17 protein-coding genes are annotated in these 23,942 nt (G+C 46.7%); 11 read left to right on the top strand and 6 right to left on the bottom strand.

What is annotated here, in order from left to right:
- The first annotated feature begins 7 nt into the window (after positions 1-7).
- From QUA40_RS03205 to QUA40_RS03225, 5 genes are all read left to right on the top strand, one after another.
- Positions 8-172: a hypothetical protein gene (locus tag QUA40_RS03205; RefSeq protein WP_333121724.1), complete on the top strand. Its 165-nt coding sequence runs from the start codon at positions 8-10 to the stop codon at positions 170-172.
- 10 nt (positions 173-182) lie between these two features.
- Positions 183-1,106 carry a hypothetical protein gene (locus QUA40_RS03210; protein ID WP_333121726.1) on the top strand — a complete coding sequence of 308 codons (924 nt, stop codon included), beginning with the start codon at positions 183-185 and terminating at the stop codon, positions 1,104-1,106.
- 83 nt (positions 1,107-1,189) lie between these two features.
- Positions 1,190-4,165, top strand: coding sequence for an L-glutamate gamma-semialdehyde dehydrogenase (pruA, locus tag QUA40_RS03215; protein ID WP_333121728.1), 2,976 nt, complete (start codon positions 1,190-1,192; stop codon positions 4,163-4,165).
- A 124-nt stretch (positions 4,166-4,289) separates the two neighbouring features.
- On the top strand, positions 4,290-5,963 hold the full coding sequence (locus QUA40_RS03220) for a glycosyltransferase family 39 protein (RefSeq protein WP_333121729.1): 1,674 nt from the start codon (positions 4,290-4,292) through the stop codon (positions 5,961-5,963).
- Positions 5,964-6,140: 177 nt separating this feature from the next.
- A complete protein-coding gene (locus QUA40_RS03225) occupies positions 6,141-6,620 on the top strand; it encodes a hypothetical protein (RefSeq protein ID WP_333035252.1) in 480 nt (159 codons plus the stop codon).
- 139 nt (positions 6,621-6,759) lie between these two features.
- Here QUA40_RS03225 and QUA40_RS03230 read toward each other — a convergent pair whose 3' ends face one another.
- Complete coding sequence (locus QUA40_RS03230; protein WP_333121730.1) at positions 6,760-8,808, bottom strand: S8 family serine peptidase; 2,049 nt, start codon at positions 8,806-8,808, stop codon at positions 6,760-6,762.
- A 383-nt stretch (positions 8,809-9,191) separates the two neighbouring features.
- Between QUA40_RS03230 and QUA40_RS03235 the strand changes: the two genes are divergently transcribed.
- Entirely contained in the window at positions 9,192-10,253 is a 1,062-nt protein-coding gene (locus QUA40_RS03235) for a lysylphosphatidylglycerol synthase domain-containing protein (protein WP_333121732.1), read from the top strand.
- 97 nt (positions 10,254-10,350) lie between these two features.
- Here the strand turns inward: QUA40_RS03235 and QUA40_RS03240 are convergent, their stop codons facing one another.
- The 3 genes from QUA40_RS03240 to purM all read right to left on the bottom strand — a co-directional run bounded on the left by QUA40_RS03240 (position 10,351) and on the right by purM (position 13,809).
- The gene (locus QUA40_RS03240; protein WP_333121734.1) at positions 10,351-11,100 is read right to left on the bottom strand and encodes an amino acid ABC transporter ATP-binding protein; all 750 of its coding nucleotides are present in this window, start codon (positions 11,098-11,100) and stop codon (positions 10,351-10,353) included.
- On the bottom strand, positions 11,066-12,529 hold the full coding sequence (locus QUA40_RS03245) for an ABC transporter substrate-binding protein/permease (protein ID WP_333121736.1): 1,464 nt from the start codon (positions 12,527-12,529) through the stop codon (positions 11,066-11,068). The genes QUA40_RS03240 and QUA40_RS03245 overlap by 35 nt, the downstream gene beginning before the upstream one ends.
- A gap of 251 nt (positions 12,530-12,780) precedes the next feature.
- Positions 12,781-13,809 carry a phosphoribosylformylglycinamidine cyclo-ligase gene (purM, locus tag QUA40_RS03250; RefSeq protein WP_333121738.1) on the bottom strand — a complete coding sequence of 343 codons (1,029 nt, stop codon included), beginning with the start codon at positions 13,807-13,809 and terminating at the stop codon, positions 12,781-12,783.
- A 468-nt stretch (positions 13,810-14,277) separates the two neighbouring features.
- On the opposite strand from purM, the gene QUA40_RS03255 reads away from it, so the two are divergent.
- The 3 genes from QUA40_RS03255 to QUA40_RS03265 all read left to right on the top strand — a co-directional run bounded on the left by QUA40_RS03255 (position 14,278) and on the right by QUA40_RS03265 (position 18,592).
- Positions 14,278-15,378 carry a septal ring lytic transglycosylase RlpA family protein gene (locus QUA40_RS03255; RefSeq protein WP_333121740.1) on the top strand — a complete coding sequence of 367 codons (1,101 nt, stop codon included), beginning with the start codon at positions 14,278-14,280 and terminating at the stop codon, positions 15,376-15,378.
- Positions 15,379-15,698: 320 nt separating this feature from the next.
- The gene (locus QUA40_RS03260; RefSeq protein WP_333121741.1) at positions 15,699-17,291 is read left to right on the top strand and encodes a bifunctional pantoate--beta-alanine ligase/(d)CMP kinase; all 1,593 of its coding nucleotides are present in this window, start codon (positions 15,699-15,701) and stop codon (positions 17,289-17,291) included.
- A 374-nt stretch (positions 17,292-17,665) separates the two neighbouring features.
- Positions 17,666-18,592: a polysaccharide deacetylase family protein gene (locus QUA40_RS03265; protein ID WP_333121809.1), complete on the top strand. Its 927-nt coding sequence runs from the start codon at positions 17,666-17,668 to the stop codon at positions 18,590-18,592.
- A gap of 376 nt (positions 18,593-18,968) precedes the next feature.
- Here the strand turns inward: QUA40_RS03265 and QUA40_RS03270 are convergent, their stop codons facing one another.
- Positions 18,969-20,036, bottom strand: a complete 1,068-nt coding sequence (locus QUA40_RS03270; protein ID WP_333121743.1) for an FAD-dependent oxidoreductase — start codon at positions 20,034-20,036, stop codon at positions 18,969-18,971.
- 64 nt (positions 20,037-20,100) lie between these two features.
- A complete protein-coding gene (locus QUA40_RS03275; RefSeq protein WP_333121744.1) occupies positions 20,101-20,853 on the bottom strand; it encodes a methyltransferase domain-containing protein in 753 nt (250 codons plus the stop codon).
- 470 nt (positions 20,854-21,323) lie between these two features.
- Between QUA40_RS03275 and QUA40_RS03280 the strand changes: the two genes are divergently transcribed.
- Positions 21,324-22,169, top strand: a complete 846-nt coding sequence (locus QUA40_RS03280) for a YaaW family protein (RefSeq protein WP_333121745.1) — start codon at positions 21,324-21,326, stop codon at positions 22,167-22,169.
- 43 nt (positions 22,170-22,212) lie between these two features.
- The gene (locus tag QUA40_RS03285) at positions 22,213-23,772 is read left to right on the top strand and encodes an O-antigen ligase family protein (protein WP_333121746.1); all 1,560 of its coding nucleotides are present in this window, start codon (positions 22,213-22,215) and stop codon (positions 23,770-23,772) included.
- Positions 23,773-23,942 lie beyond the last annotated feature (170 nt).

Genomic DNA, 23,942 nt, shown 5'->3' on the forward strand with positions numbered 1-23,942 from the left:
GCAATTTGTGAACACTCAATATTTACGGAAAATGGGTAAATTGCGATCGCCCCAGCAGATAGATTTCTCGATCGACACGGATCGCATTTTGTCAAGAGCCGTGCCGTATGAGTGCTGTGCAGGCGATCGCACCAGTAACGTAAAATGTCTAAAAGCGGTCTTTGTAAAATAAATTTAGCCCCATGAGCGACGAACAGGAAAAAAAACAAATTTTGACTCAGCAACCGGAAACAATTTCCCCTACCAGCGATGAACTCGATCGCAGTGAAATTGCCAGGACCGATGCAACTTCCGCATCAGCAGAAACTCCCGCAGAAATTGCCGCGCCCGAAGATATTTCAGCGCCAATCGACGCCGCCGAAACAATTCCAGTTGCCGCCGATAGTACCCCGGAAACAGCTCAAATTACAAGTTATCAGCCTCCAACAATTCCACCTGCCAACCCCGAACCAAAACCAGCCCGCTCGTGGCAAATCTTGGCAGTTTTTTTCAGCGGAATGTTAGTCGGTTCCGTCCTTAGTCTCGGCAGTTTGCTAGCGTGGAAAATGTATCAGGAAAGAGCGAACCTTCAAATCAGACTCCCCGCTGACGTACCCCTCCCCCAAAGCCCTCCGCCTGTGGCAGCAGCGCCCGCAAACCGCCGGCCCGGACTTCCCCCAGTACCTGGAACTCGACTGCCCGCCACAATCTATCCGTCGCCCCGTCCCACTCAAATACCCTCTCTGTCTGGTGTTCCGCAACAAGCTTTGCCCTCGCCGTCGCCGTTGCCTTCTCCAACTCCAACTCCAACTCCCGCTGCGGTTGAAACCCCTGTAACTGAGCGAGTAAACTTTCAAGCCGGTGCTACGGGAACTACTCTGAGCAGTAGTTTGCGAGCCAACCTATCCAAGCGCTACTTGCTGGAGTGTAATAGCGGCCAAACCATGACAGTAAAGGTTCAAGAAGGTGAAGTTAGCGCCGCAATTATTGCTCCTAACGGTGAAAAAGTAGGCACTGCAAATAGCACAAGTCAGTGGGAAGCTCAACTAGCCAGCAGCGGCGATTATACTATTGAAATTTCCGGCGATCGCCAAGCAAACTACGGAGTTAAAATTGAAATCAAATAGCAAGTATAATTGGATCATGGGGTAGTTACAAAATACATAAGTCCCCCCTGTTGCTAATTACCAATTACCAATTACTTATTACCATGATCGCACAAGTATCTGAAAACATCTACGAAGCAAAAACCCAGGAAATTGCCAAAGAAATCCTGCGGGTAACTCAAGAGAAAAAGCGCTCTTTTTTCGGGCAACTCCAAGACCAAATGCGCTGGGACGACAAACTGATGGATTGGGCGATGGCCAGCCCCGGACTGCGGGTGCAGTTGTTTCGATTTATTGACTGTTTGCCGGCCCTCCGCAGCAGGCCGGAAATTGCCCGCCACTTGCAAGAATACCTGAGCGCTGAAGAGGTAGAATTGCCCGAAGCATTGAAAAAATTGCTCAACTTTGCTAGCCCTGATTCGGTTCCGGGTCAATTGGCGGCGACGACGGTTGCGCCTGCTGTGGAAACTTTGGCGCACAAGTATATTTCTGGGGAAAATATCAAGCAGGTAATTAAAACCTTAGAGCGACTTCGCAAAGATAAAATGGGTTTTACAGTTGACCTTTTGGGGGAAGCTGTCATCACTGAAGCTGAGGCGCAAATTTATCTTAACCGCTATTTGGAATTGATGGCTGAACTCGCCAATGCAGCGAAGAATTGGCCGCAGGTAGATGCAATTGACAAAGCAGACGGCGAAATTCTGCCGCGAGTGCAAGTATCCGTAAAGTTAACAGCTTTTTATTCTCAGTTTGACCCTTTGGATGCTAAAGGTAGCGAAGAGAAAGTCAGCGATAGAATTCGCCTGTTACTGCGCCGCGCGAAGGAATTAGGCGCGGCAGTTCACTTCGATATGGAACAGTATGCTTATAAGAGTTTGACTCTGAGCATTCTTAAAGACTTATTGTTAGAGGAAGAGTTTCGCAGTCGCACGGATATTGGAATTACATTGCAAGCATATTTGCGCGACAGTGCCCAAGATTTGCGAAACCTGATTTCCTGGGCAAAAAAACGCGGAAATCCGGTAACAGTGCGTCTGGTAAAAGGCGCTTACTGGGATCAGGAAACTATCAAAGCGATGCAGAAAGATTGGCCGCAGCCGGTCTACAATGACAAAGTTTCTACTGATGCTAATTTCGAGCAGATGACGCAGTTGCTGCTCGAAAATCACGAATATTTGTATGCAGCTATTGGCAGTCATAACGTGCGATCGCAAGCGAGGGCGATCGCGATTGCCGAAACTCTCAACATCCCGCGTCGCCGCTTTGAAATGCAAGTGCTGTATGGCATGGGCGACAAATTAGCTAAGCTTTTAGTCGATCGGGGTTATCGCGTTCGAGTCTACTGCCCCTACGGCGATTTGCTGCCGGGAATGGCTTATTTGATCCGCCGTTTGCTGGAAAATACCGCCAACAGTTCTTTCATCCGGCAAAGTTCCGAAGAAATGCCGATCGAACAATTGTTAGCCGCACCAGTTGCTAACGGAAATGACCAGCTAGTTTACAGCAAAGTATTTCCCAACGTTGCCGATACCGACTACGCCAATACCAAATTGCGGCAACAAGCAGAAACAGCCATCAAATCAGTGCGCGCCAACTTAGGTAAAACTTATTTACCCCTAATCAATGGCGAGTACCAAAATACTGAAGCAACAGTTAATTCCCTCAACCCTTCCAATCCCACAGAAGTAGTCGGCAAAATCGGATTGCTTTCGGAAGAACAGGCAAAACAAGCCCTTGAAGCAGCAAAAGAAGCCTCAACCAGTTGGCGGAAAACCCCCGTCCGCCAGCGCGCAGGCGTCCTCCGCAAAGCCGCAGAGTTGATGGAACAGCGGCGGCACGAACTATCAGCTTGGATGGTGTTTGAAGTCGGTAAACCAGTCAGAGAATGCGATGCTGAAGTTTCTGAAGCTATTGATTTTTGCCGCTACTACGCCGACGAAATGGAACGGTTAGAACAAGGGAAAAATTACGACATTCCCGGAGAAACTAACCGCTACAGCTATCAGCCACGCGGCATTTCTTTAATCATTTCGCCTTGGAATTTTCCCCTCGCAATTCCCGTCGGCATGACAGTTGCATCGCTGGTTGCTGGTAATTGTACTTTACTCAAACCTGCGGAAGTTTCCTCAGTAATTGCAGCGAAAATATCCGAAATTTTGCTAGAAGCAGGAATTCCCAAAGGCGTATTTCAATACGTTCCTTGCAAAGGTTCAACCGTCGGCGCTTACATGGTGAAACATCCTGATGTTCACATGATTACTTTCACCGGTTCTCAGGAAGTTGGCTGTCAGATTTATGCCGATGCTGCGATTTTGCAGCCGGGGCAAAAACACCTGAAACGAGTAATTGCGGAAATGGGCGGCAAGAATGCAATTATTGTCGATGAAAGCGCAGATTTAGACCAAGCAGTTGCAGGCGTAGTTTATTCGGCATTTGGATACAGCGGCCAAAAATGTTCCGCTTGTTCGCGAGTAATTGTGGTCGAATCTGTGTATGATAATTTTGTGGCACGATTGGTAGAAGCGACGCGATCGCTCAATGTCGGCCCAGCAGAAAATCCCGGCACTCAAGTCGGCCCTGTGATCGATGCAAATGCCCAGTCGCGCATCCGCGAATACATCGAAACAGGCCGCGCCGAAGCTAAAATAGCTTTAGAAATGCCGGCACCGGAAACCGGTTATTTTGTCGGCCCAGTCATTGTTACGGAAGTATCGCCGACAGCAACTCTCGCCCAAGAAGAAATTTTTGGCCCTGTTTTGTCGGTGATTCGGGCAAAAAATTTCAGCGAAGCGATTGTTATTGCTAACGGCACGAATTTTGCTTTAACAGGCGGATTGTATTCTCGCACGCCTTCGCATATCGATCGAGCCGCATCCGATTTTGAAGTCGGAAACCTGTACATCAATCGCGGAATTACCGGCGCTGTGGTATCGCGCCAACCCTTCGGAGGATTCAAACTTTCGGGAGTTGGTTCTAAAGCAGGTGGCCCGGATTATTTGCTGCAATTCCTCGAACCCCGCACCATAACCGAAAATATTCAGCGGCAGGGTTTTGCGCCGATTGAAGGAGTGGATGATTAATCCTTCCTTGGTTCGTAGTCAGGACTGAAGTTCTCTCTCTGGCTGTTAAGTTAGTAGGGTGCGCCTAGCGCACCTTACGGGTGGGGTGACAGAAAAAATTTGTGCCAGATTAGCTACTTATAAAATGGAATCTACGAAAGATCGCCATCGACTAAATTCTCACAACCCTTCACTTGACAACTGGCTGCGATTTTTAATTGTCGCCGTATTAGTCATCGGTATTTTATTTCGCTTCGCCAATCTCGATCGCAAATTTTACTGGGTCGACGAAACATATACTTCTTTGAGAGTTTCTGGCTATACCGAAGCCGAAATGCTCAAAGAAATTTCCTACCAGAAAATAACCTCGCCCTCGGATTTACAAAAATATCAGCAGATAAATTCCGAAAAAACTGTAAGGGATACCCTGAATTCTTTAGCAACAGAAGACCCCCAACACCCGCCGCTGTATTACGTACTAGCGCGATATTGGGCGCAGTGGTTCGGCAGTTCCGTTGCAGCAATGAGAAGTTTGGTCGCCGTGATTAGCCTGCTAGTATTCCCCGCAATTTATTGGCTGGCTTGGGAGTTGTTTGAATCTTCAGCAGTGGCGTGGATGGCGATCGCAATTTTCGCAATTTCTCCCTACCACATCTTGTTTGCCCAAGAAGCAAGACAGTACAGCTTGTGGACTGTTACTACTATTTTATCAACTGCCGCCCTGCTGCGAGCAATGCGCGCTACCGACGCAAATCAAAACCCAATTTGGCTTGTTTATCACTGGACAATTTACGCAGTCATGACAACAATGGGATTTTACACCCACTTGTTATTTGTCTGCGTCGCTGCTGCCCATGCAATCTACGTCGCAGTCATTGCCAACTGGCGCGATATTAAAACATTCATTGCCTATTATGTAGCAGCTTTAATCGCATTGATTGGCTTCAGGCCTTCCCTCATAAATACTGTAGAAAACTTCCCTCAAATTAGAAGCACAACAGCATGGCTAGAACAAACAAATTTCTTAAGATTAGTCAGCAGGTGGGTTGGTTCCGTCAGCATAGCCTTTTTTGATATAGGGATTGATGGAACGGCCAACGCCACACAACTAGCCTTGCTAATTCCAGTTGGTATGATGATTCTAGCTTTAGTCGGCTATGCCCTTTATTATCTATGCCGACAAACACCAAAGCGAGTGTGGTTGATTGTATGGTTATTAATTGCAACAACTGCTTTATTTTTAGCAGTACCTGATATAATCAAGGGTGGAAGGCGATCGGCAAATCCGCGATATTTAGTTCCTTGTTATGTTGGAATTCAGCTAGCAGTCGCTTACCTGCTGTATGCGAAAATTAGTAACTATTTGGATAATTTAAAACAGCAAAAACTCTGGAAAATAATTATAGTTGCAGTTTTTTCCGCAGGTATTATATCCGGTGGAGTTAGTTCTCAAGCCGATATTTGGTGGAATAAAGGCAGCGGTTGGTTGCGTACATTGGAAGTAGCCACGACTATCAATCAAGCCAGCAATCCCCTGATTATCAGCGATACCAACATTGTATACCTCATGCCTTTAAGTTATTACCTACAACCAAAAGTCAAACTGTTAATAGAACCCCGCTGTTACACTTCTTGCTACAAAAATCGAGAATTGGCAAAGAAAAAACCCCAACCCCCACAAATTCCCGGCGTTTTCACCGAGTTGTTTTTATACAGACCGTCAAAGGCTTTGCGATCGGCAATTCAGCAACAAAACTATCAAATAGATCCGGCTGACACTAATGTCGAGCTTAATCTGTGGAAAATTACCACAAAATAATCTAAAATATTAAGGCAAAAAACACGGGTTTGCTGCCAAAAAATAAATGTATTATTCAATGCGACATACTGACCATAAACGGCTTTTTTGAAAGTATGTCGCAAGTAGAGTTCGATAGGTTTGCTTTTCGTGGTAAACTAAAAGTTAAGAATCAAAAAATAACATCAAAAATCTCAAATGACAGTCACTGAAACTTCCAACATTCGTAAACTGCTATGTGATCCAGATTTAGGGCTGATCCCTCACTTAGAAAAGTGCCTGAAAGATTTGCACTCATCTGCGATCGCCAGTGGAGAGAAATTCAAGGTAGAACCTTACGATATAGAACTCAAAAGCTGCCACACCCAGAAGCATCCCAACGACCAAAAACCCCTCGTCACCCAGTCAGTGTTAATAAAAGTTCCCCTGACTGGGAAAGTTGAAGACAAGATGCACCTATATCTGATCGCAACTGAGTTGCAGAACCAAATCGACTTCAAAATTATCGACTGGAGTGCCTTAGAACGCCGCCAATACGACATTCAGGGCATCCCCTTAAAGCAGCCGATCACCAAAATAGACGGCCAGATGAATTACGAGTTAGTATTCGATCGACCAAGCTACTGCTGCATCACCCTGTGCCGCCAATTTGACTTAACTTACGCCGCCAATTTTTAATACCAATTCCCAAAAGTAGGGACACGGCATTGCCTGTCCGGCGCGGGGAGTAGGACACGGCATTGCGGTGTCCCTGCGGTTGGCTTTTAATAATTGGTAGAAGATTGAGGATTGTAGATCGATCGCACTTGCATCAAATTCAAACTGCTGGATTCGCAGTTTCCGCCAGAATCCTCTTAATATCAGCAGGAGTCAGACTCGGATTAGCTTGTAACATTAAAGCTATCACGCCGGATACTTGTGGCACGGCCATTGAAGTACCCGCAAAATATCGATAGGGAATCCCCGGCTGAGAAAGCGGCACAGTTGAATAAACATCACCAGAATCCGTCGTGCCACCGTCGCCGCCCGGAGCAACAAGATAATTAATGGCCTCCTCCGCACCCGCCCGGTTAGAATAATCCGCAAACAAGCCATTGCGGGTAACAGCACCGACAGCAATTCCTACCTCATTGGCAAACCGAGCCGGATAATCAGCTTGTGGGCGAGCATCATTTCCCGCCGCCGAAATCACGATCGCACCTTGAGCTTCAGCCGCTCGAATCGCATCCAATTCTTGAGCATTCAACTGTTGACCGCCCAAACTCAAATTTATTATTTTCGCTCCATTTGCTACCGCATAATTAATCGCATTAATTTCATCCCGAATTTTACCCACCCCTGCCCGATCGAGTATTTTCAAAGGCATAATCTTCGCAGTTGGAGCTGTGCCAGTAATCCCAACCCCATCTTGTTTCGCAGCAAGTAAACCCGAGATATGAGTGCCGTGATTGTTATCATCCATCGGGTCATTATCGTTGTTGACAAAATCCCATCCCCTGAAATCGTCAACAAAGCCATTGTTGTCATCATCAACCTCGTTGCTAGCTTTATTACGACCGATCGCATCAACACCAGTTTCCCCCACATTGCTCCAAATATTCCCCGTCAAATCCGGGTGATTGTAGTCAACTCCGCTGTCGATAACTGCCACCACAATGCCGTCTCCAGTCAAGCCCTGGGCCCAAACCTCTGGAGCTTTAATTAAATCTCTGCCCCACTCGTCGCCACCCAAGTCGGGAACATCAGGAAAAGTTGCAGTACCTTGAGCTTTAGCAACTGCCGCTGCTGCATTCACCAAACCAAACCCAAAACGAGAGTCAAAACCCTGCAAGTTGCTCGCATTGTTAGTAAAAATAGTTGCAGGGGTTGCAGACAGATTGAGGGAGAAATTTGTACTGCCTTGGTATTGATAAACTCGGACAAAGTAAGTTCCTGCGGCTAAACCGTTGATGTCGATCGACTCGGGCGATAAATCTGGTTCTTGAGAAGAAGCAATAATATCGGTGAAGTCAATAGAATTGTCGCCGTTAAGATCTTTGATCACAGCAACGTCAACATCCGCCGTCAAACCGCTGACAGTTAATTTAAAGTCGCTAGTTGCAGGCAAAGTAAAGCGGTAAAGGCCGTCTGGCCGGGCGTTGCTAACCGAGTCTGCGATCGTTTGAGTGCCACCCAAAACGCCTAAATCGCGAGCTTGATCCAGTTGGTTGCCCAATACGGTAGTTGCAGAGATAAATGTATTGGCAATGTCTTGTGGAGATGCGTTGGCTACCAAGCCTAAAATAGCATTGGATTGGCGAATTTTAATTAATGTATTGGAAATACCGGGGGCGATCGAGATTTCTTCAAAAATCAAGTCAGCTTCGGTAAGATTGTCAGTCAGTCCGATCGAATCCACAAAACTGTTAAAGTCAGTAATAACGTCTGCAACAGCCGGATCGGAGACTGCGGAGTCGCTGCGGAGGACAAAGGTATCGGGGCCAAAACCCCCTGTCAGCGTATCTTTACCACCATCGTCCACTAAAACGTCGCTGCCGTCGCCGCCGTTGAGGGCGTCATCTCCCTTACCTCCCTGCAAGGTATCGCTGCCGGCATCCCCAAACAGGAAGTCTGCGCCGACACCACCGTTAAGCAAATCGTTGTCCGCACCCCCTAACAGCGTATCGGAATTGCCACCGCCGAGAATGCGATCATTACCATTATCACCGCTGATGCGATCGGCATCGGACGAACCGACAATAAAATCGTTGCCGCCGAGGGCAAAAAATCCGTTAGGATAAGGAGTCAAAAAGCCCGGAGTCAAGGCGAAACTATTGGGGCTATCATCTAAAAGATAGGAAAGACCGTCAGGGCTCGGGCCGGGCATAGAAATGTACTCCTAGCGAGGTATATCGATTTAAATTTTAGATTTTAAATTTAAGTTTGTGGTTAAAAACGCTTTAAGTAGTCTGTAAGGCGCCTCTGAGGCACAGTCTGTAGAGGTCTGCATAGGTTAGGTTAAACTGAGATGTTCCACCATTTTCAATTACTTGTTTAGGAACAGGCAAGATGCCTGTTCCACAAAAATGTTGAGTTATTGTGGAACGGGCATCTTGCCCGTTCTTGACAAGGGTGCAACATCTCAGGTTAAACAGATTTATTCCGTCATATCATGCCGTGTAAATCAACCACAATTTTGCCTTAGTCGCTCTAAAATATAAAATCTAAAACAGTATAACTTAATCCCAAATTCAAAATCGGGATCGGAAAATGGGAAAACCACACTTGCATCGAATTCAGAATTTTTTCAACCTCGCGAAGTCGCATTTAAAGCCTTATTTGCGCTATTTGATTTTGGGCGGGACGTTTTTATTTATTGCCAAAGCGTTTTTAACTCACTGGCGAGAAGTCGCGAATATCCAAATTCGCGCCGAAAGTTTTCCGTTGCTGGCGATCGCCCTTGGCGTCACTTTACTTTCTCTAATTTTTGTCGGCTGGGTGTGGATGTTGATTTTGCGGGAATTCCGCCAACCTGTAAATGCGGCGTGGGCGATTCAAGTTTTTCTCAAAACTAATATTGCCAAGTATTTGCCGGGGAATATTTGGCATTTTTGGGGTCGAATATTGGAAGCCAAAAATGCCGGCATTTTCCCGAAAGCTGCTACTCTCAGCGTATTGCTGGAACCGCTGCTGATGGCTTCGGCGGGCGTGCTGATTGGGTTAATTTGTTTTGACAAATTCAATTGGTTTTTGCGGATTGTCGGTTGTGTTGCTATTTTAACGGCAATTCATCCCCGAATTTTAAATCCGATCGTTCTCTTTGTAGAGCGGTTGAAGTTATCAAAGAACAATGGAGAAAATTCAAAGGCTGAGGAAGCTGCGGGCGAGGAACTGAATTTTCGTGTAGAGTCTACCTCAAATATAGCTAAAAAAACATCTAATGTCAAGTCCCGCCGCCAAATTAATTTGCCAATTAAACGCTATCCTTTAGTGCCGTTAATCGGACAAATGTGTTTTATCGGATTGCGGGGGTGCGGTTTTTTGCTAACGGTAATGGTTTTAACTCCGGTGAATTTTAGCAATATTCCCAACTTGTTTGGTGCTTTTTGTTTTGCCTTTGTTGTCGGTTTAGTAGTACCGGGAGCACCGGGGGGAATGGGAGTATTTGAAGCAACGGCGATCGCCCTGCTGTCCGATCGCTTTTCTACGGGTATAATTTTGAGTGCAGTGGCTTTGTATCGGATAATTAGCATTTTAGCGGATGTTTCCGGTGCTGTTTTGGCAAAGCTCGATCGCCAGCGCGATCGGCACAGTCCAAAAAGGCGAATTTAAAACTAAATATTGTCGTGATTGTAGGGTGCGGGGCTGAGAATGTGAGATTATGTGCGATCGAACTACAAACCTGTTTAATTGCGGATGCGATATCCGATTAAAGCATTTTTTCCAGAAATTGCTTGGCCCGATCGCACTTCGGGTTACTAAAAAACTCCTGCGGCGGCACATCTTCCGCCACCTTTCCGCCATCCAGAAACAAAATCCGGTGGGCGACTTCCCGCGCAAAACCCATCTCGTGAGTGACAATTGCCATTGTAATTCCCGTTTTCGTCAAAGCTTTCATCACATCTAACACTTCTTTAACCATTTCTGGATCGAGTGCAGAAGTCGGTTCGTCCATCAACAAAATTTCCGGTTCCATAGCCAAGCAACGGGCGATCGCCACCCGCTGTTTTTGTCCCCCCGAAAGCTTAGAAGGATAAACATCCGCCTTATCTGACAAACCCACTTTTTCCAGCAATTCTAACCCCTTCAGACGCGCCTCATCCTTACCAACCTGCTTCACCTTTTCAGGCGCATAGGTCACATTTTGCAGCACAGTCATGTGCGGGAACAAGTGGAAATGCTGAAAAACCATCCCCACTTTCTGGCGGATTTTCATAATATCTGCCTTCGGCAAAGTAATATCCACTCCGTCAATGTAGATGTGTCCCGAAGTTGGAATTTCCAGTAAATTCAAACACCGCAAAAAAGTAGACTTGCCGCACCCCGAAGGGCCGATAATGGCAATCACTTCTCCTTTGTGAATCTCCGTGGTGATCTCGCGCAACACCTTCAGATTGCCAAAAGACTTATACAGGCGATCGACCTTAACTGCTACTTTGGAGTTTGCGTTCGAGTACATTGGCCCCCCAAGTTAAACTAAGCACCATCAAATAATAAATTGCGCCGACAAATATCAAAGGTTCAAAGTAAATATACTTTTCTGCTCCCACAATTGTAGCGCGGCGCAGCAAGTCTTCTACGCCAATTACTGAAACTAAAGCGGAATCCTTCAGCAAAGCAATACTTTCATTCACCAATGCAGGCAAGATGTTTTTCAACGCTTGCGGCAAGATAATATCGCCCATCATCAGTTTGTAGGGAACGCCAAGAGATTCTGCGGCTTCTTTTTGACCTTTATCTACGGCTTGAATTCCCGCGCGGATTGTTTCGGAAATATAAGCCCCAGAATTCAGGGAAAAAGTAATCACGCCAGCTTGCAGGGCCGATATATTATAGCCCGTAAGCTGCGGCGTTGCAAAATAAACTAAAGTCAACTGCAAAATTAGCGGCGTTCCTCGAAAAATTGAGGTGTAAGCAGTGCCAAACCAGAACAGCGGTTTAATGCTAGAAATCTTAAACAGAGACAGCACGATTCCCCAGAGGAAGCCCAGAAATCCCGACAGCAAGGTAAAAGTTAGCGTTACCCCAATCCCGGACAAAATATAAGGCAAACTCGGCAAGATTTTGCCAAAATCTAACCCGAACTTGGATGCTACCGCAGGTTGATTTGCTTGAGCAGGTTCTTGCGGAATCGGTCGAGAAAACCACTTAGTAGCTAGTTCCTTAATTTGACCGCTGGCTTTCATTTGCTGGAGGACTCGGTTGAATTCTGGAACTAATCTCGAACCTTTCGGAAAGGCGATCGCCGAACCGCTTTCTTCAGTATTCGGGATTGTGTTAAATTCCAAGTCCGGGTTCGCTGCTGCATAACCCGTAGCGACAGTATCCTCGATCACTCCCGCCGCGAGGCGGTTCGATTTAATTTCTTGAATAATGTCAGGAATCCTATTCAGAGGAGCCAGTTGCACCCCGGCCATTTTTTTCACAGCTTCCTGCTGAATGCTTCCGAGTTGAACGCCTACTTTTTTCCCGGATAAATCTTCAGGTTTGGTCAAATTGCTGCCTTTATTGGCGACAATTGTATTTTGAGCTTCGTAGTAAAGGTCAGAAAAATCAACATTTTTTTTCCTTTCTGCTGTGGGAGTCATTCCAGCCATCACAAAATCGGCTCTTCTCGCCTGCAAAGCGGGAATTAAGCCGTTAAAATCCATGCCAATTACTTTTAGCTCGTAGCCTAATTTTTTAGTAATATATTTGGCAATATCGATGTCAAAACCGATGATTTCGTTGCCGCTAACAGCCGTATCTTTAAATTCATAGGGCGGGTAGTCTGGGGAAGTCGCGAGTGTTAAAGTCTTGTTGGCTTGGGCGTAGCTGGCGATCGCAATTAAACAAAAGACGATCGCGATCGCCGCCGCCAGCATTGATCGGGATTTTAAACGTTTCATAAGGATATTAATTAAAGCTATTTGTCGAGCGACCGATTTTTTTTCATCTTGTTAAAAAATCTGCCTTAAAAAGAACCATTACCTATTGACTTGAAGAGAATTGTCGTGGTATATTTTAGATAATGGGAGTGGAAACATAAAATTTAATTTTGCCACCACTCCCATTATCTAATAATACGTTATTGAACGCTCAAAGTCAAGCGATTGACCCGAAAAAAAAGGCGATTTTTTTTTAATTAATTCAATTAAAATTAATCGAAGCTCATTACCAATTCCCCGTTCCCCTCAATCACTTCCCCGATCGCGAACGCACCAATTCCCTGAGATTCAAACCATTTAACAGCCTGTTCTACTTCCCTGGGATCGACCAACAGCACAAACCCAATCCCCATATTAAAAGTATTGAACATATCTGCTGTGGCAACTTGGCCCGCTTCAGCAATCCAGTCAAAAATGGGCAAACTTGGCCAGCTATTGCAGTCAATTTTCACAGATTGATGGGTTCCCAAACAGCGGGGCAAATTTTCCGGTAAACCGCCGCCCGTAATGTGAGCCATGCCGTGAATTTCTAAACCGCTCTTAATTGCTTCGAGGACTGGTTTCACATAAATTTTAGTCGGAGTTAGCAGGACTTCTCCTAAACTTTGGCCGCCTAACTTTTCTGGTTGGGAATGCCAATCAAAACCCAGATCACCAGCAATTTTTCTCACCAAACTAAAACCGTTGCTGTGCACGCCCGAACTTGCCAGCCCCACAGCCACATCTCCCACCTGCACCCGCGAACCGTCCAACAATTTGCTCTTTTCGACAATTCCCACGCAAAACCCCGCCAAATCGTACTCACCCGCTTGGTAAAAACCGGGCATTTCTGCCGTTTCCCCTCCGAGCAAAGCACAGCCCGCTTGCTTGCAACCGTCAGCAATCCCGGCTACCACCGCAGCTAATTGTTCGGGATTTAACTTTCCCGTGGCTAAATAATCCAGAAAAAAGAGGGGTTCGGCCCCGGATGTCAGCACATCGTTGACGCACATCGCCACCAAGTCGATACCTACCGTATCGTGCCGATCGAGATTGTGGGCCAATTTCAACTTAGTCCCAACGCCGTCAGTACCCGAAACCATCACCGGCTCTTTTAAACCCTCCGGGACGCTGAAAAACCCGCTAAAACCGCCGAATCCGCCCAAAACACCCGATCGGTGCGTGCTCTTGACCATACTCCCGATGCGCGAGACAAAAGCTCTGCCCGCCTCAACATCCACACCTGCTTCTCGATAATCCATAAGTCCGCCAAATCGATTTCTAATTTTTAGTTTATGCCCATAACAGTTGACAAACAGCTTTTTTTACACTAGCCCTTCGGCTGCCCACAAAAAAGGCTAAATTTGTGTAAATTTTTGTAAATTTTTCTGGAATATCTGAAACGGCTGTAAGCACTGGAAATAAAGGATTTTATGAGAGAGAGCTCTGAAAAGATTTAATGAAGATTTGGTGAAAATCGCGATCGGAGCGATCCCCAACCGCAAAAGTTTGTGGTAGTCTGTTGCAGTTCGTGAACAACACACAAATTGCGAATCGAGTATGAGTTGTCAAGTGTCAGGGAAATTTCAGCCAAATTTATTTGGGGCTGAAGCATTAAAGCAAAAACGCTCCCCGATACTTTGCTTTGACTCACGGGGGAATGGCGAAGGGCAAGAGAGAAATCTTTGACGCCCGCCGCCAAACGGCCAATCCTCCAATCTCGGTTGGCAATGGCTATTCACAAAAATGGACGTATGAAGGAAAAATTTGTTGGTGCTCTACTCGCTGTCCTGTTAGTTCCTGTGGTAGGAACGGCATCCTCTTGTCACGCACAAGCAACAGATGCCGACAAGCAAAACTCTCAGGCTTCCAAGCAAGTAATTTCCACCCAACCGTCCCCGCAGTTAAACGCAACTCGGGTCGAAGCACAAAAAGTCGGACAGTATCAGTATCAAGCAAGAGCTGACATTGACCGAGACTCGATCGCCAAAATTCAGCCCCATGACTTGGGCGGGCGACAAGCAGCGACAGTCTACGTGCGAAACATTCCAGTCATCACCTTTGTGAACACCAGTCCGGAAAAAAACACGCTTTTGGGAGAAACTGGCGACAGCAAAGCCGGTGCTAGCAGTCAGATGCAAGTAGGGGGCGCCAAAGAAAATCCCAAAGTTGGAAACACTGCCAGCAACGACCGCATCCAAGAATCTGATCCGGTGTGGCGGGCATCGAGCTTAGCAGCAAGACTCAACCAGCTAGCCCGCAACAACATCGATCCGAACAGCATTACCGTTAAGTGGGAAACAGGCGATCGCTACATTATCCAGGCAAACGGTGAGGATTTGGTAAACATCAACGCCGAAACCATGCTTCCGGACACCACCAGCGACTTTAGCCGAGACGCCCTACAAGCAACCAATCGCCTCCGCCGCCTTCTGGGCAACGCCCCACCCTTGGAAGAAGTCGCAGGCAAACCCCAAGCAGAACCCTCCCTGCTGTCTATGGGCCCAGTTCAATTGCGCCTCAGCGGCTGGGCTTCCTGGTACGGCCCGGGATTTGACGGCAACCTCAGCGCCAGCGGCGAGCGTTTCAACCAAAATGATTTGACCGCAGCCCACCGCCATTTGCCTTTTGGAACTAGAGTCATGGTGAGAAATCTCGACAACGGCCGCACCGTAGTCGTACGCATTAATGACCGCGGCCCCTATGTGGGCGATCGGCTCATTGACTTGTCCGCAGGCGCAGCCAGCGTGCTGGGAATGATGAGCAGCGGCGTTGCGAGAGTCGAAATCGAAGTGATCGAACCGCAGCAGCAAACAACTGTTGGACGCTGAACGTTACTCTAAGGCAGAATACAATAGTTATCGGAAGTATAGAAAGCAGAAAGTAGAATAAAACTGACATCTTGCACCATTGTTAGCAACAGGCTTTCCGGCCTGTTCCACAAAGAGTGAATTTCTTGTGGGCCGTTGCTCCTAGCCCAGAAAAGGCTTATTGAGTATGGTGCAACACTTCAGATAAAACTGACACCTTGCACCATTCTTTGTGGAACAGGCAAGATGCCTGTTCTTGAGTGTGGTGCAAGATGTCAACCCGAACAAATTCTGACAAATAAACTCTGTATTCTGCCGAATGCCTTCAGGAGATTCTACTGGTGCGCCTGTTTACTACCATTGCAGCACTTCGCTGCTACTTAAATTCACAAAAGTCTGCTGCACCTCATGTGACAGTCGGTTTGGTTCCGACGATGGGAGCTTTGCACGCAGGGCATCTGAGCTTGATCCAGCGGGCAAGGCAAGAAAATGCGATCGCCCTGGTCAGCATTTTTGTCAACCCGCTGCAATTTGGGCCGACAGAAGATTTTCAAGATTATCCTCGGAATTTCGAGCAAGACCGGCTGTTGTGCGAACAAGCTGGCGTTGATGCCATATTTGCTCCCTCAGCAACGGAAATGTTCGGCAACCAAGCGGTCGAGCGCACAGAAACAGAGCAAACCGCCGAAAAACAGATAGAGATTCACCTTTCATCCTTAACTCAAGTAGTGCCGCCACCAGCGATGACATCGGTTTTGTGCGGCAAAGCAAGGCCCGGTCATTTTCAGGGCGTCGCGGCCATTGTTACTAAACTTTTGAGTTTGGTGCAGCCGACAAAAGCTTATTTCGGTCAAAAAGACGCCCAGCAGCTAGCAATTATTCGGAAGCTGGCTTTTGATTTTAACCTGCCTGTAGAGATTGTCGCTTGTGCGATCGTCCGCGAAGAGTCGGGACTGGCAATGAGTTCTCGCAATCAGTATTTAACGACAGAGCAAAAACAGCAAGCCTCCGTACTTTACCGCGCCCTGCAACAAGCCTCGGAAACTTTTTCTTCAGGCGACCGTATCGCAGCGGCCGCACTCGCTGCGGTGCGTGCAGGAGTCGCAGGAGAACCCGCAGTCAAGCTCGAATACGCCGAACTCGTCGATCCCGACACTTTGACGCCCTTGCAGGTTGTGGAAACAGCGGGACTTTTAGCCGTGGCAGCCAGAGTCGGCTCTACTCGTTTGATTGACAATATAATTCTCAGGAATCGCCGGCCCATTGTGGCGATCGACGGCCCGGCGGGAGCAGGGAAATCTACCGTAACTCGCCTTGCAGCAACAGCTTTGAACTTGTTTTATCTGGATACCGGTGCGATGTATCGGGCGCTGACTTGGCTGGCATTGAAAACAGACACGCCGATTTCCGACGAATGCGCGATCGCCGAATTAATCAGTTCCAGTTATTTGGAATACAACCTCGATCCCGCATCAAAGATGTTGAAGATTAACGGCGAAGACGTAACCGAGGCAATTCGCAGTTTGGAAGTGACATCCCGCGTCTCGGAAATGGCGGCAATTCCCGCCGTGCGACAATTTCTGGTGGAGGAACAACGGCGCTGCGGCACAAAAGGCGGAGTTATAGCAGAAGGCCGCGATATCGGCACTAACGTGTTTCCCGATGCGGAACTGAAGATTTTTTTGACGGCTTCGGTACAAGAGCGATCGCGCAGGCGGCTGTTAGAACTTAAAGATACCGATCGGGCTAATATTAGCTTGGCCCAATTGGAACAAGACATCGCCCTGCGGGACGAAAAGGACAGCACGCGCGAGGTTGCACCTTTGCGTAAAGCGGCCGATGCTGTGGCAATTCAAACAGACAATCTGACTGTTGCCGAAGTTATCGATCGGATTGTCGGCTTGTACAAAGAGAGAATCGGTGTTAAAAGTTAATTTTACGGCGCTGGGGGCGGGTGATTGATCGCCTCATATCAAATCCGGTTAAACCAAATTGCAGTGTCAGGTAGGGGCGCGGGCGGAGGCGGTCTGAGCCCCTCAGAATATCGTGCCATGAATCCGACTTGAGCGCCGTCCCCCTGGCGGGGCAAAAATTTCAACCATCCCCCATTTTCATGGGTTAGGGAATTTATGGCGCACAAATCTTAATTTTTTTATCCGGAGGGACTTCCCCGCGCTCAGTTATTTCCAGTAGCTATTTTTACGGGCAGTCCAATTTAAGATTATTCTCTTAAGTGGATTAACTTGATATCAACATAAAATCTTAAATTAACTGTGCAAGGTGTGAAGGAGAGAATGACGTGACAAAAATGAAACGGTTGTTGAGGGGGCGAAAAACGTTAATCATTGCTTTTGTGGCCGCCACAGCAAGTTTTTTGCTGGGTGTGACGTTGCCGATGAACTTGCGGGCAAATCAGCCATTGCAACCGATTCAGGCGCAAGTCTTGGCCGTATCCCACTCCCAAGAAGAACAGCCGATATCCAATATTAATCAGTTCTCCGAGGCGATCGCCCATCGAGTTGAGTTTTCCGAACAGGCGATCGCCCAATTGCAGGAAATCCGATTTCAATCAGCCGTACCGTCGCAGTTTAAAGGTACAAGCATTCGTGAGGCCAAACTCGACTCCCAGCACAAGGCGATCGCCCTGACATTTGACGACGGCCCCTGGCCGACAACAACTACACAAATCCTAGATATTCTCAAGGAAAACAATATTAAGGCTACATTCTTCTGGGTAGGAAGATACCTGCAAACTTATCCCAAAATTGGCAAACAGGTCGCAGCAGCCGGTCACGCGATCGGCAACCACACTTGGAACCACCAATACATTCAGTATAACGAAGACGGTGCCGCTCGCGAGATCGATCGCACTTCATCGTTAATTGAAGAGTTGACTGGCATCCAAACATCGATGTTTCGCCCGCCTGGAGGTATTTTAAACAATGGATTGGCAGCTTACGCTCAAAAGAAAAATTATACAGTTGTGATGTGGTCTGCTGATTCTTTTGATTGGCGCAGTCTTACGGAATCTTTGATGGACAACGTGATGAGGCAGGCACATTCCGGTGGTATTGTGCTGATGCACGACGGCGGCGGGAATCGATCGAGAACTGTAAAAGTTTTGCCTGATATTATTGCTCGATTGAGAAAGGAAGGGTACATTTTCGTAACAGTTCCCGAGTTATTGCAGATGCAAGAACAAGAGTCAAAACAGCAGGAAATAGGACAAAAATAACACTTTGGAAAAGTGGTAGTTTACACCAGTTTTCCAGTTTTTTGTAAGTCGTTAGATGGATTTTTCATAACTCTAAGCTGTTCATCATTTAAATTTGCGAGGCTATCTAAGCCAGTAAAGGGTTTCAACATCTAAAAAACGCATTTTAAATGCACAACAGCTTATCGCGCAGGTGAAGGTTAATCGCAGTTATAAAATTAATAATATAGAGACGGTTGTGGTCATCGCTACCTCCCGCCGCCTACACTAAACCGCGCCGATATTCATGCCGGAGGGTATTATCACGTTCGAGGGCAAGGTAATCTTCGGGGCTAAACCCTGACGGGATGACAATCATAGCGTTAGAGGCAAAATCGATACCTTAATTGTAGCCATATTACCAATTTAGGCTTGAATCTAACGGCAAATTTTGCAACTGACCATTCACCCAATTAGCCCCCGCCAAACCCGATCGCAAAGCAGCTTCTATTTGACCTTCGCCGCACAAATCCCCCGCACAAACCAGTGGCAAATTCCCCCCAGCAGGCAAACAAGAAACAGGCAAAGGATTTCGACAAAAAGCATAGCGCCAGCGGTGAACCTGCAACCATTCCGGCTGTTTCAGCCAAGGGATTAAAGATTCAGAAGTGCGATCGAGCAATTCTTGACCCACTATTGGCAAATCAACTGATTCTAGATGGCGTTCTGCAAAATTTGCGCTGCTGTGAACCACAAACACCGACTGCTGCGGATCTAGCCGCTTGCTACTATCTAAACCAACCCAAGCTAAATCAGCATGATCTGGAAAAGAAACAGATTTCCACTGCGGATTTAGATTGCTCAAATCTTGCTGTTTTGGCACAGGATAGCCAGCCATAACGGTAATGCAAGGGTCGTACTCCACAGAACGCAATTTGTCAATAAAATCAGGCGACAAACCGATTGCCGAATTCAAAAACATTAAAGCTTGAGGAGTAGGAATTGCCACAACCACAGCCTTAGCAATCAATTCTTGAGGTATCTCTAAATTGTCGTCAGTAACTTCCAGAGAAAGATGCCACATTTGACTGTCGGTAGGAGAAATAGCTTTGACGCGGCGGCCGTACCAAATATCTAAATCCTCAGCCAGATACTTACCGATAGCATTCATACCCGCAGGTGCGACATAACAAGAACTAGGAATAGCCGAAAGTTTTCCCTGTCGAAATTCCCAGACACTATCAGTCCAGAGTTTGAGGATGTGCCGATCGACCAAAACCTCAATTAACCCCTGCACCGCATCCCCCTGCGGTTCCAGATACCGCGCCCCGTGATCGGCCCTACTACCCTGTACGCGGCGGGTAGCAACTCGTCCCCCCGCGCCGCGAGATTTCTCAACAACCGCCACAGAATAACCAGCTTGACGCAACCGTTGAGCGCAACTCAGCCCCGCCATACCCGCACCAATCACCGCAACATCGAACATAATTGAACTTTCAGATACATTACTTACCGGACTTTTTCTAGGAAATAAGCCTGCAGCTGATTTCTTAACTTGCAGTTAATTTGCGATAGCAACGAGCCGTGATTAAATAAGGGTGAAAAACCTCGATAAACTTCGACTGAAGTTGAGTAAAAAATGTGTTTATTTCTTCCTTGTCTTCTAGGTGAAAAGGATATTCTTGATGAAAACCTTTAAAGAAATACCAGTTAAGGATAATCTTCCCTGACGGAGCCAGCATTTGGTGCAAATCTATCAATTTCTGACTTGGATTTAGTAAATGTTCCATCACATCAAAACAAATAATCGCATCGAAAACTTCCGTCGGGGATACTTCCAGACAACAGGAAATTTTGTCACTCAATCCTAACTTAGCCGCTCGGCTTTGAACAAAATTGCAATTTATGGGGTTAAGATCGCAATAGACTACTTGTTCTACTTGAGGACAAAGAGCTGCTGCAATAGCATGAGTGCCAATACCGCCGCCAAAATCTAAAACTCGACCGGCCGCCATATCTGATATTAATGTTAAAGTACCTCCTATGTAATCCTGATTGGACATATGCCAAGCTCCCAGGTCAAATAGGTAAGCTTGTCCGACTCGATCGCGATAAAACTCGCTAGCTTTTTTCCAATCAAAATCCCGATGACCTATTTCTTTTAGGGATTGTTGACCGACGGCTAGCTCTTGTTCAATTGTTTCTAAATCTAAGTTTAAAAAATCCTGTAGATGCTGCTTGAGATTGAAAGTATCTTGCCAATATCCCTGCAAAAAAGACGGTGCGACAGAAGAAGACATCATTTACCTTATTCTAAAAATTCCCAACTTATTATAGGATTAACTGACCTTTTTGAACAGAAGTACACTAAATTATTTTTCCTTTGTTTATAGTCAATAAAATAGTGGGGGTTCAGGGCGACGGTTTGACTCTTCAAGCTACGGGGTTGCAGACGTACCGAGGGGTTCCGGGTTTGCTGTTGGGCATCTAAATTGTATTTTTAGGGCGGGCGGGACACCCCAAACTTGACTCTAAAATTTAGATGCACGTCCGCTTATCAATGTAGCTGCTGAGGTTATGGCTTCTAGCAGTCGGATATTCTGTGCCAAGCCTGTCGATCCCCTGCGCCAGGTAGTAGAATAGGGGCTGGCACGAATCGACGGGTAAGATTAGTTTAAAAAAAATGTAGCGCTCGGCAAGTTCCACAGGGCGATCGTTACTAAGCGACAATCAAAAATCAAAAATCAAAAATCGCATAGGGGAGGGCCAAATTTTGGACGAACTCAGAGCCGCACTAGAATTGACAACAGAAGAAGAATTGCAGCAACTAACAGAACTTCTGTTCAGCCGCAAGTTTAACCCTTTAGATTACGTGCAAACCCCCGCACCCATAGACATACAAAGTCGCGATCGCGAAGCATGGCTCGACGCAGTAGAACAGCGGTTTCGCTATCTAGCAGCCGACGGATTGACGGTACTCAAAGGGCGAACCGAACAAGTAACTTACAGACAAGCACTAATTCAAGTTTGTCGCTATCTCAAAATCCCTTATCCCAAACAGTTGTCAACCACCGACTTAGAGGCAGAAGTATTTCTGCACTTAATGGGCCGGGCGTGGAAGCGTTTGCCGGCAGAGGAACAGCAAGCACTGACAGTGCGCGTACAGCGAGCGATCGTTGATTCTAAACTCTCAGAACCCCTGCCAATTTCAGCAGAAAAAGACCCGCTGGGTTTACTGTTCAAAGGCGGCAGCGCTTTAGCTGTAAGTTCCATCTTAAAACCAATGTTGCTTAAATTGATGGCTAATCAATTTGCGCTGCATTTTGCCACCTATCAAATGGCAAAACAAGGAGTGCTTGCAGGCACTGCAACTGCAGCAACCCAGTTTCAAAATTATGTCGCCATTCAGACGGCGCGGCGGGGTATGGCGGTGAGTGCAGCTCGTTACGGTGCGACGCGGAGCGTATTTTCGTTGCTCGGCCCGGTGATGTGGACTTGGTTTTTTGCGGATTTGGGTTGGCGATCGATTTCCACGAACTACGGCCGCATTATCCCGACCATTTTTGCCCTAGCTCAAATACGCTTGACGCGATCGGAATGCGTTTGGGAACTAGCTTAACGATGGTAAATTGTAGATTTTAGATTTGAGATTGGGAGTGTGGGTGAATATCAAAAATCGGTTGAAATTAGCTACTAAACAGACACTTGAAAATCTCAAGTCTCGCCTGCACAAACATCCCGATCGCCGCCTGCAAATCCCTTGGAATTTAGCTCAAGTAGGGATACTGATTTTTCCCTTAATTCCGATTTTGGGAGCTTTAGGTTTATTCCTGGGATTGGCCGGCACTTGCAAGCAAAAATTCCGTCAAATTAGTCGCCGCCCGCTGAATCGAGGATTCGCAATTCTGAGCGCGCTGCTAGTCATCACAGCAGTTTTGGCTAACAACCGCATCGAGGCTTTTTTAGGGTTGTGCAATTTCTTGCCGTTCTTTATATTGTTTGCCGCTTTCAGCCGTTTAATTCAAACTTCGCCTCAATTGCGGCAATTGTCTTGGATGATTGTAATTAGTTCAATCCCGGTGATAATTTTAGGTCTGGGACAGCAATTTTTAGGTTGGAGTGGCATCGATCAATTGCAGCCTGTTTTTGGCTGGGTAATCGCACCCCAAGGCAATCCCCCCGGCCGTATGGCTTCTGTATTTATGTACGCTAATATTTTAGCTTGCTATCTGACAATTGCTTTTATTTTAGCACTGGGACTATGGATGGAAGAAGTCAGTTGGCAGTTGTCAGTTGGCAGTTGGCAGTTGGCAGTTGGCAGTTGGCAGTTGTCAGCAATGCCCAATTACCAATTACCAATTCCCAATTCCCAATTCCCAATTCCCAATTCCCAATTCCCAATTCCCAATTCCCAATTCCTGTTTTTAACTTTTGCAGTGGTGGGAAATGCTGTTTGTTTGATTTTTACTAATTCTCGCAATGCTTGGGGGCTGGCAGTTTGGGCCGTTTTGGCTTTTGCATTTTATGCGGGTTATAAAAAATTATTAGCGGCGGTTTTGAGTGTGGCTAGCACAATTTTTTTGTCTGCCTTTGGCCCGGAACCACTGCGGCAATCTTTACGAACAATTGTTCCGGCTTTCTTTTGGGCTAGACTCACCGACGAGATGTTCCCAAATCGGCCGACTGCTACTTTGAGAAAAACTCAGTGGGAATTTGCTTGGTCGATGACTCAGCAGCGTCCTTGGACTGGTTGGGGATTGCGAAATTTTACGCCTCTCTATCAAGCTCAGATGCAAGAATGGCTCGGTCATCCTCACAGTTTGATACTGATGTTAACTGCGGAAACGGGAATACCCGCAACGCTTTTTTTGTTTGGTTTAGTTGGTTGGGTTTTGGCTAGGGGTGTTTTGCTGCTGGCGAATTGGCCGCTTTTTCCTGCGGATATTAAACCGGAGCAAATACCACCACTGGAAAAAGCCGAAAATGCTTTAGTGTTCAATCAAAACTCAATATCTAGGATCACAAATCAGGTGGTTGGTCAAGATGTAAGAGCGGGCGATCGCCTAATTTTTTTCAGTTATTTATTAGCCTTCGTCGCCTGTACCCTATTTAACACTGTAGACGTGACGCTGTTTGATTTCCGACTCAATACTACAAGCTGGTTGCTATTGGCGGCGATTGGGGGTGTGTGCGATCGACAATCAGAAAACAATCCTAACTGACGCACCGAAAAAACGGGACGGGCTAGAAGCCCATCCCACAAATCATGGAGGATTGCTATATACCTCTTGCATTCATTGGCTCGCTTTTCTTGAAATAATGTGCCTTAATCTGCGTTAATCTGCCTATCATCTGCGGTTGACCGGCTCTATCAAAGACCTATGCAATAAGT

Origin of the sequence: Microcoleus sp. Pol11C3 (genome assembly GCF_036701485.1) — a bacterium.
Taxonomy (GTDB): Bacteria; Cyanobacteriota; Cyanobacteriia; order Cyanobacteriales; family Microcoleaceae; genus Microcoleus.

Excerpts from the sequence above, each read along its gene's own strand:
- QUA40_RS03210 (WP_333121726.1), top strand. The coding sequence starts at position 183 with ATGAGCGACGAACAGGAAAAAAAACAAATTTTGACTCAGCAACCGGAA.
- pruA (WP_333121728.1), top strand. The coding sequence starts at position 1,190 with ATGATCGCACAAGTATCTGAAAACATCTACGAAGCAAAAACCCAGGAA.
- QUA40_RS03220 (WP_333121729.1), top strand. The coding sequence starts at position 4,290 with ATGGAATCTACGAAAGATCGCCATCGACTAAATTCTCACAACCCTTCA.
- QUA40_RS03225 (WP_333035252.1), top strand. The coding sequence starts at position 6,141 with ATGACAGTCACTGAAACTTCCAACATTCGTAAACTGCTATGTGATCCA.
- QUA40_RS03230 (WP_333121730.1), bottom strand. The coding sequence starts at position 8,808 with ATGCCCGGCCCGAGCCCTGACGGTCTTTCCTATCTTTTAGATGATAGC.
- QUA40_RS03235 (WP_333121732.1), top strand. The coding sequence starts at position 9,192 with ATGGGAAAACCACACTTGCATCGAATTCAGAATTTTTTCAACCTCGCG.
- QUA40_RS03240 (WP_333121734.1), bottom strand. The coding sequence starts at position 11,100 with ATGTACTCGAACGCAAACTCCAAAGTAGCAGTTAAGGTCGATCGCCTG.
- QUA40_RS03245 (WP_333121736.1), bottom strand. The coding sequence starts at position 12,529 with ATGAAACGTTTAAAATCCCGATCAATGCTGGCGGCGGCGATCGCGATC.
- purM (WP_333121738.1), bottom strand. The coding sequence starts at position 13,809 with ATGGATTATCGAGAAGCAGGTGTGGATGTTGAGGCGGGCAGAGCTTTT.
- QUA40_RS03255 (WP_333121740.1), top strand. The coding sequence starts at position 14,278 with ATGGCTATTCACAAAAATGGACGTATGAAGGAAAAATTTGTTGGTGCT.
- QUA40_RS03265 (WP_333121809.1), top strand. The coding sequence starts at position 17,666 with ATGAAACGGTTGTTGAGGGGGCGAAAAACGTTAATCATTGCTTTTGTG.
- QUA40_RS03270 (WP_333121743.1), bottom strand. The coding sequence starts at position 20,036 with ATGTTCGATGTTGCGGTGATTGGTGCGGGTATGGCGGGGCTGAGTTGC.
- QUA40_RS03275 (WP_333121744.1), bottom strand. The coding sequence starts at position 20,853 with ATGATGTCTTCTTCTGTCGCACCGTCTTTTTTGCAGGGATATTGGCAA.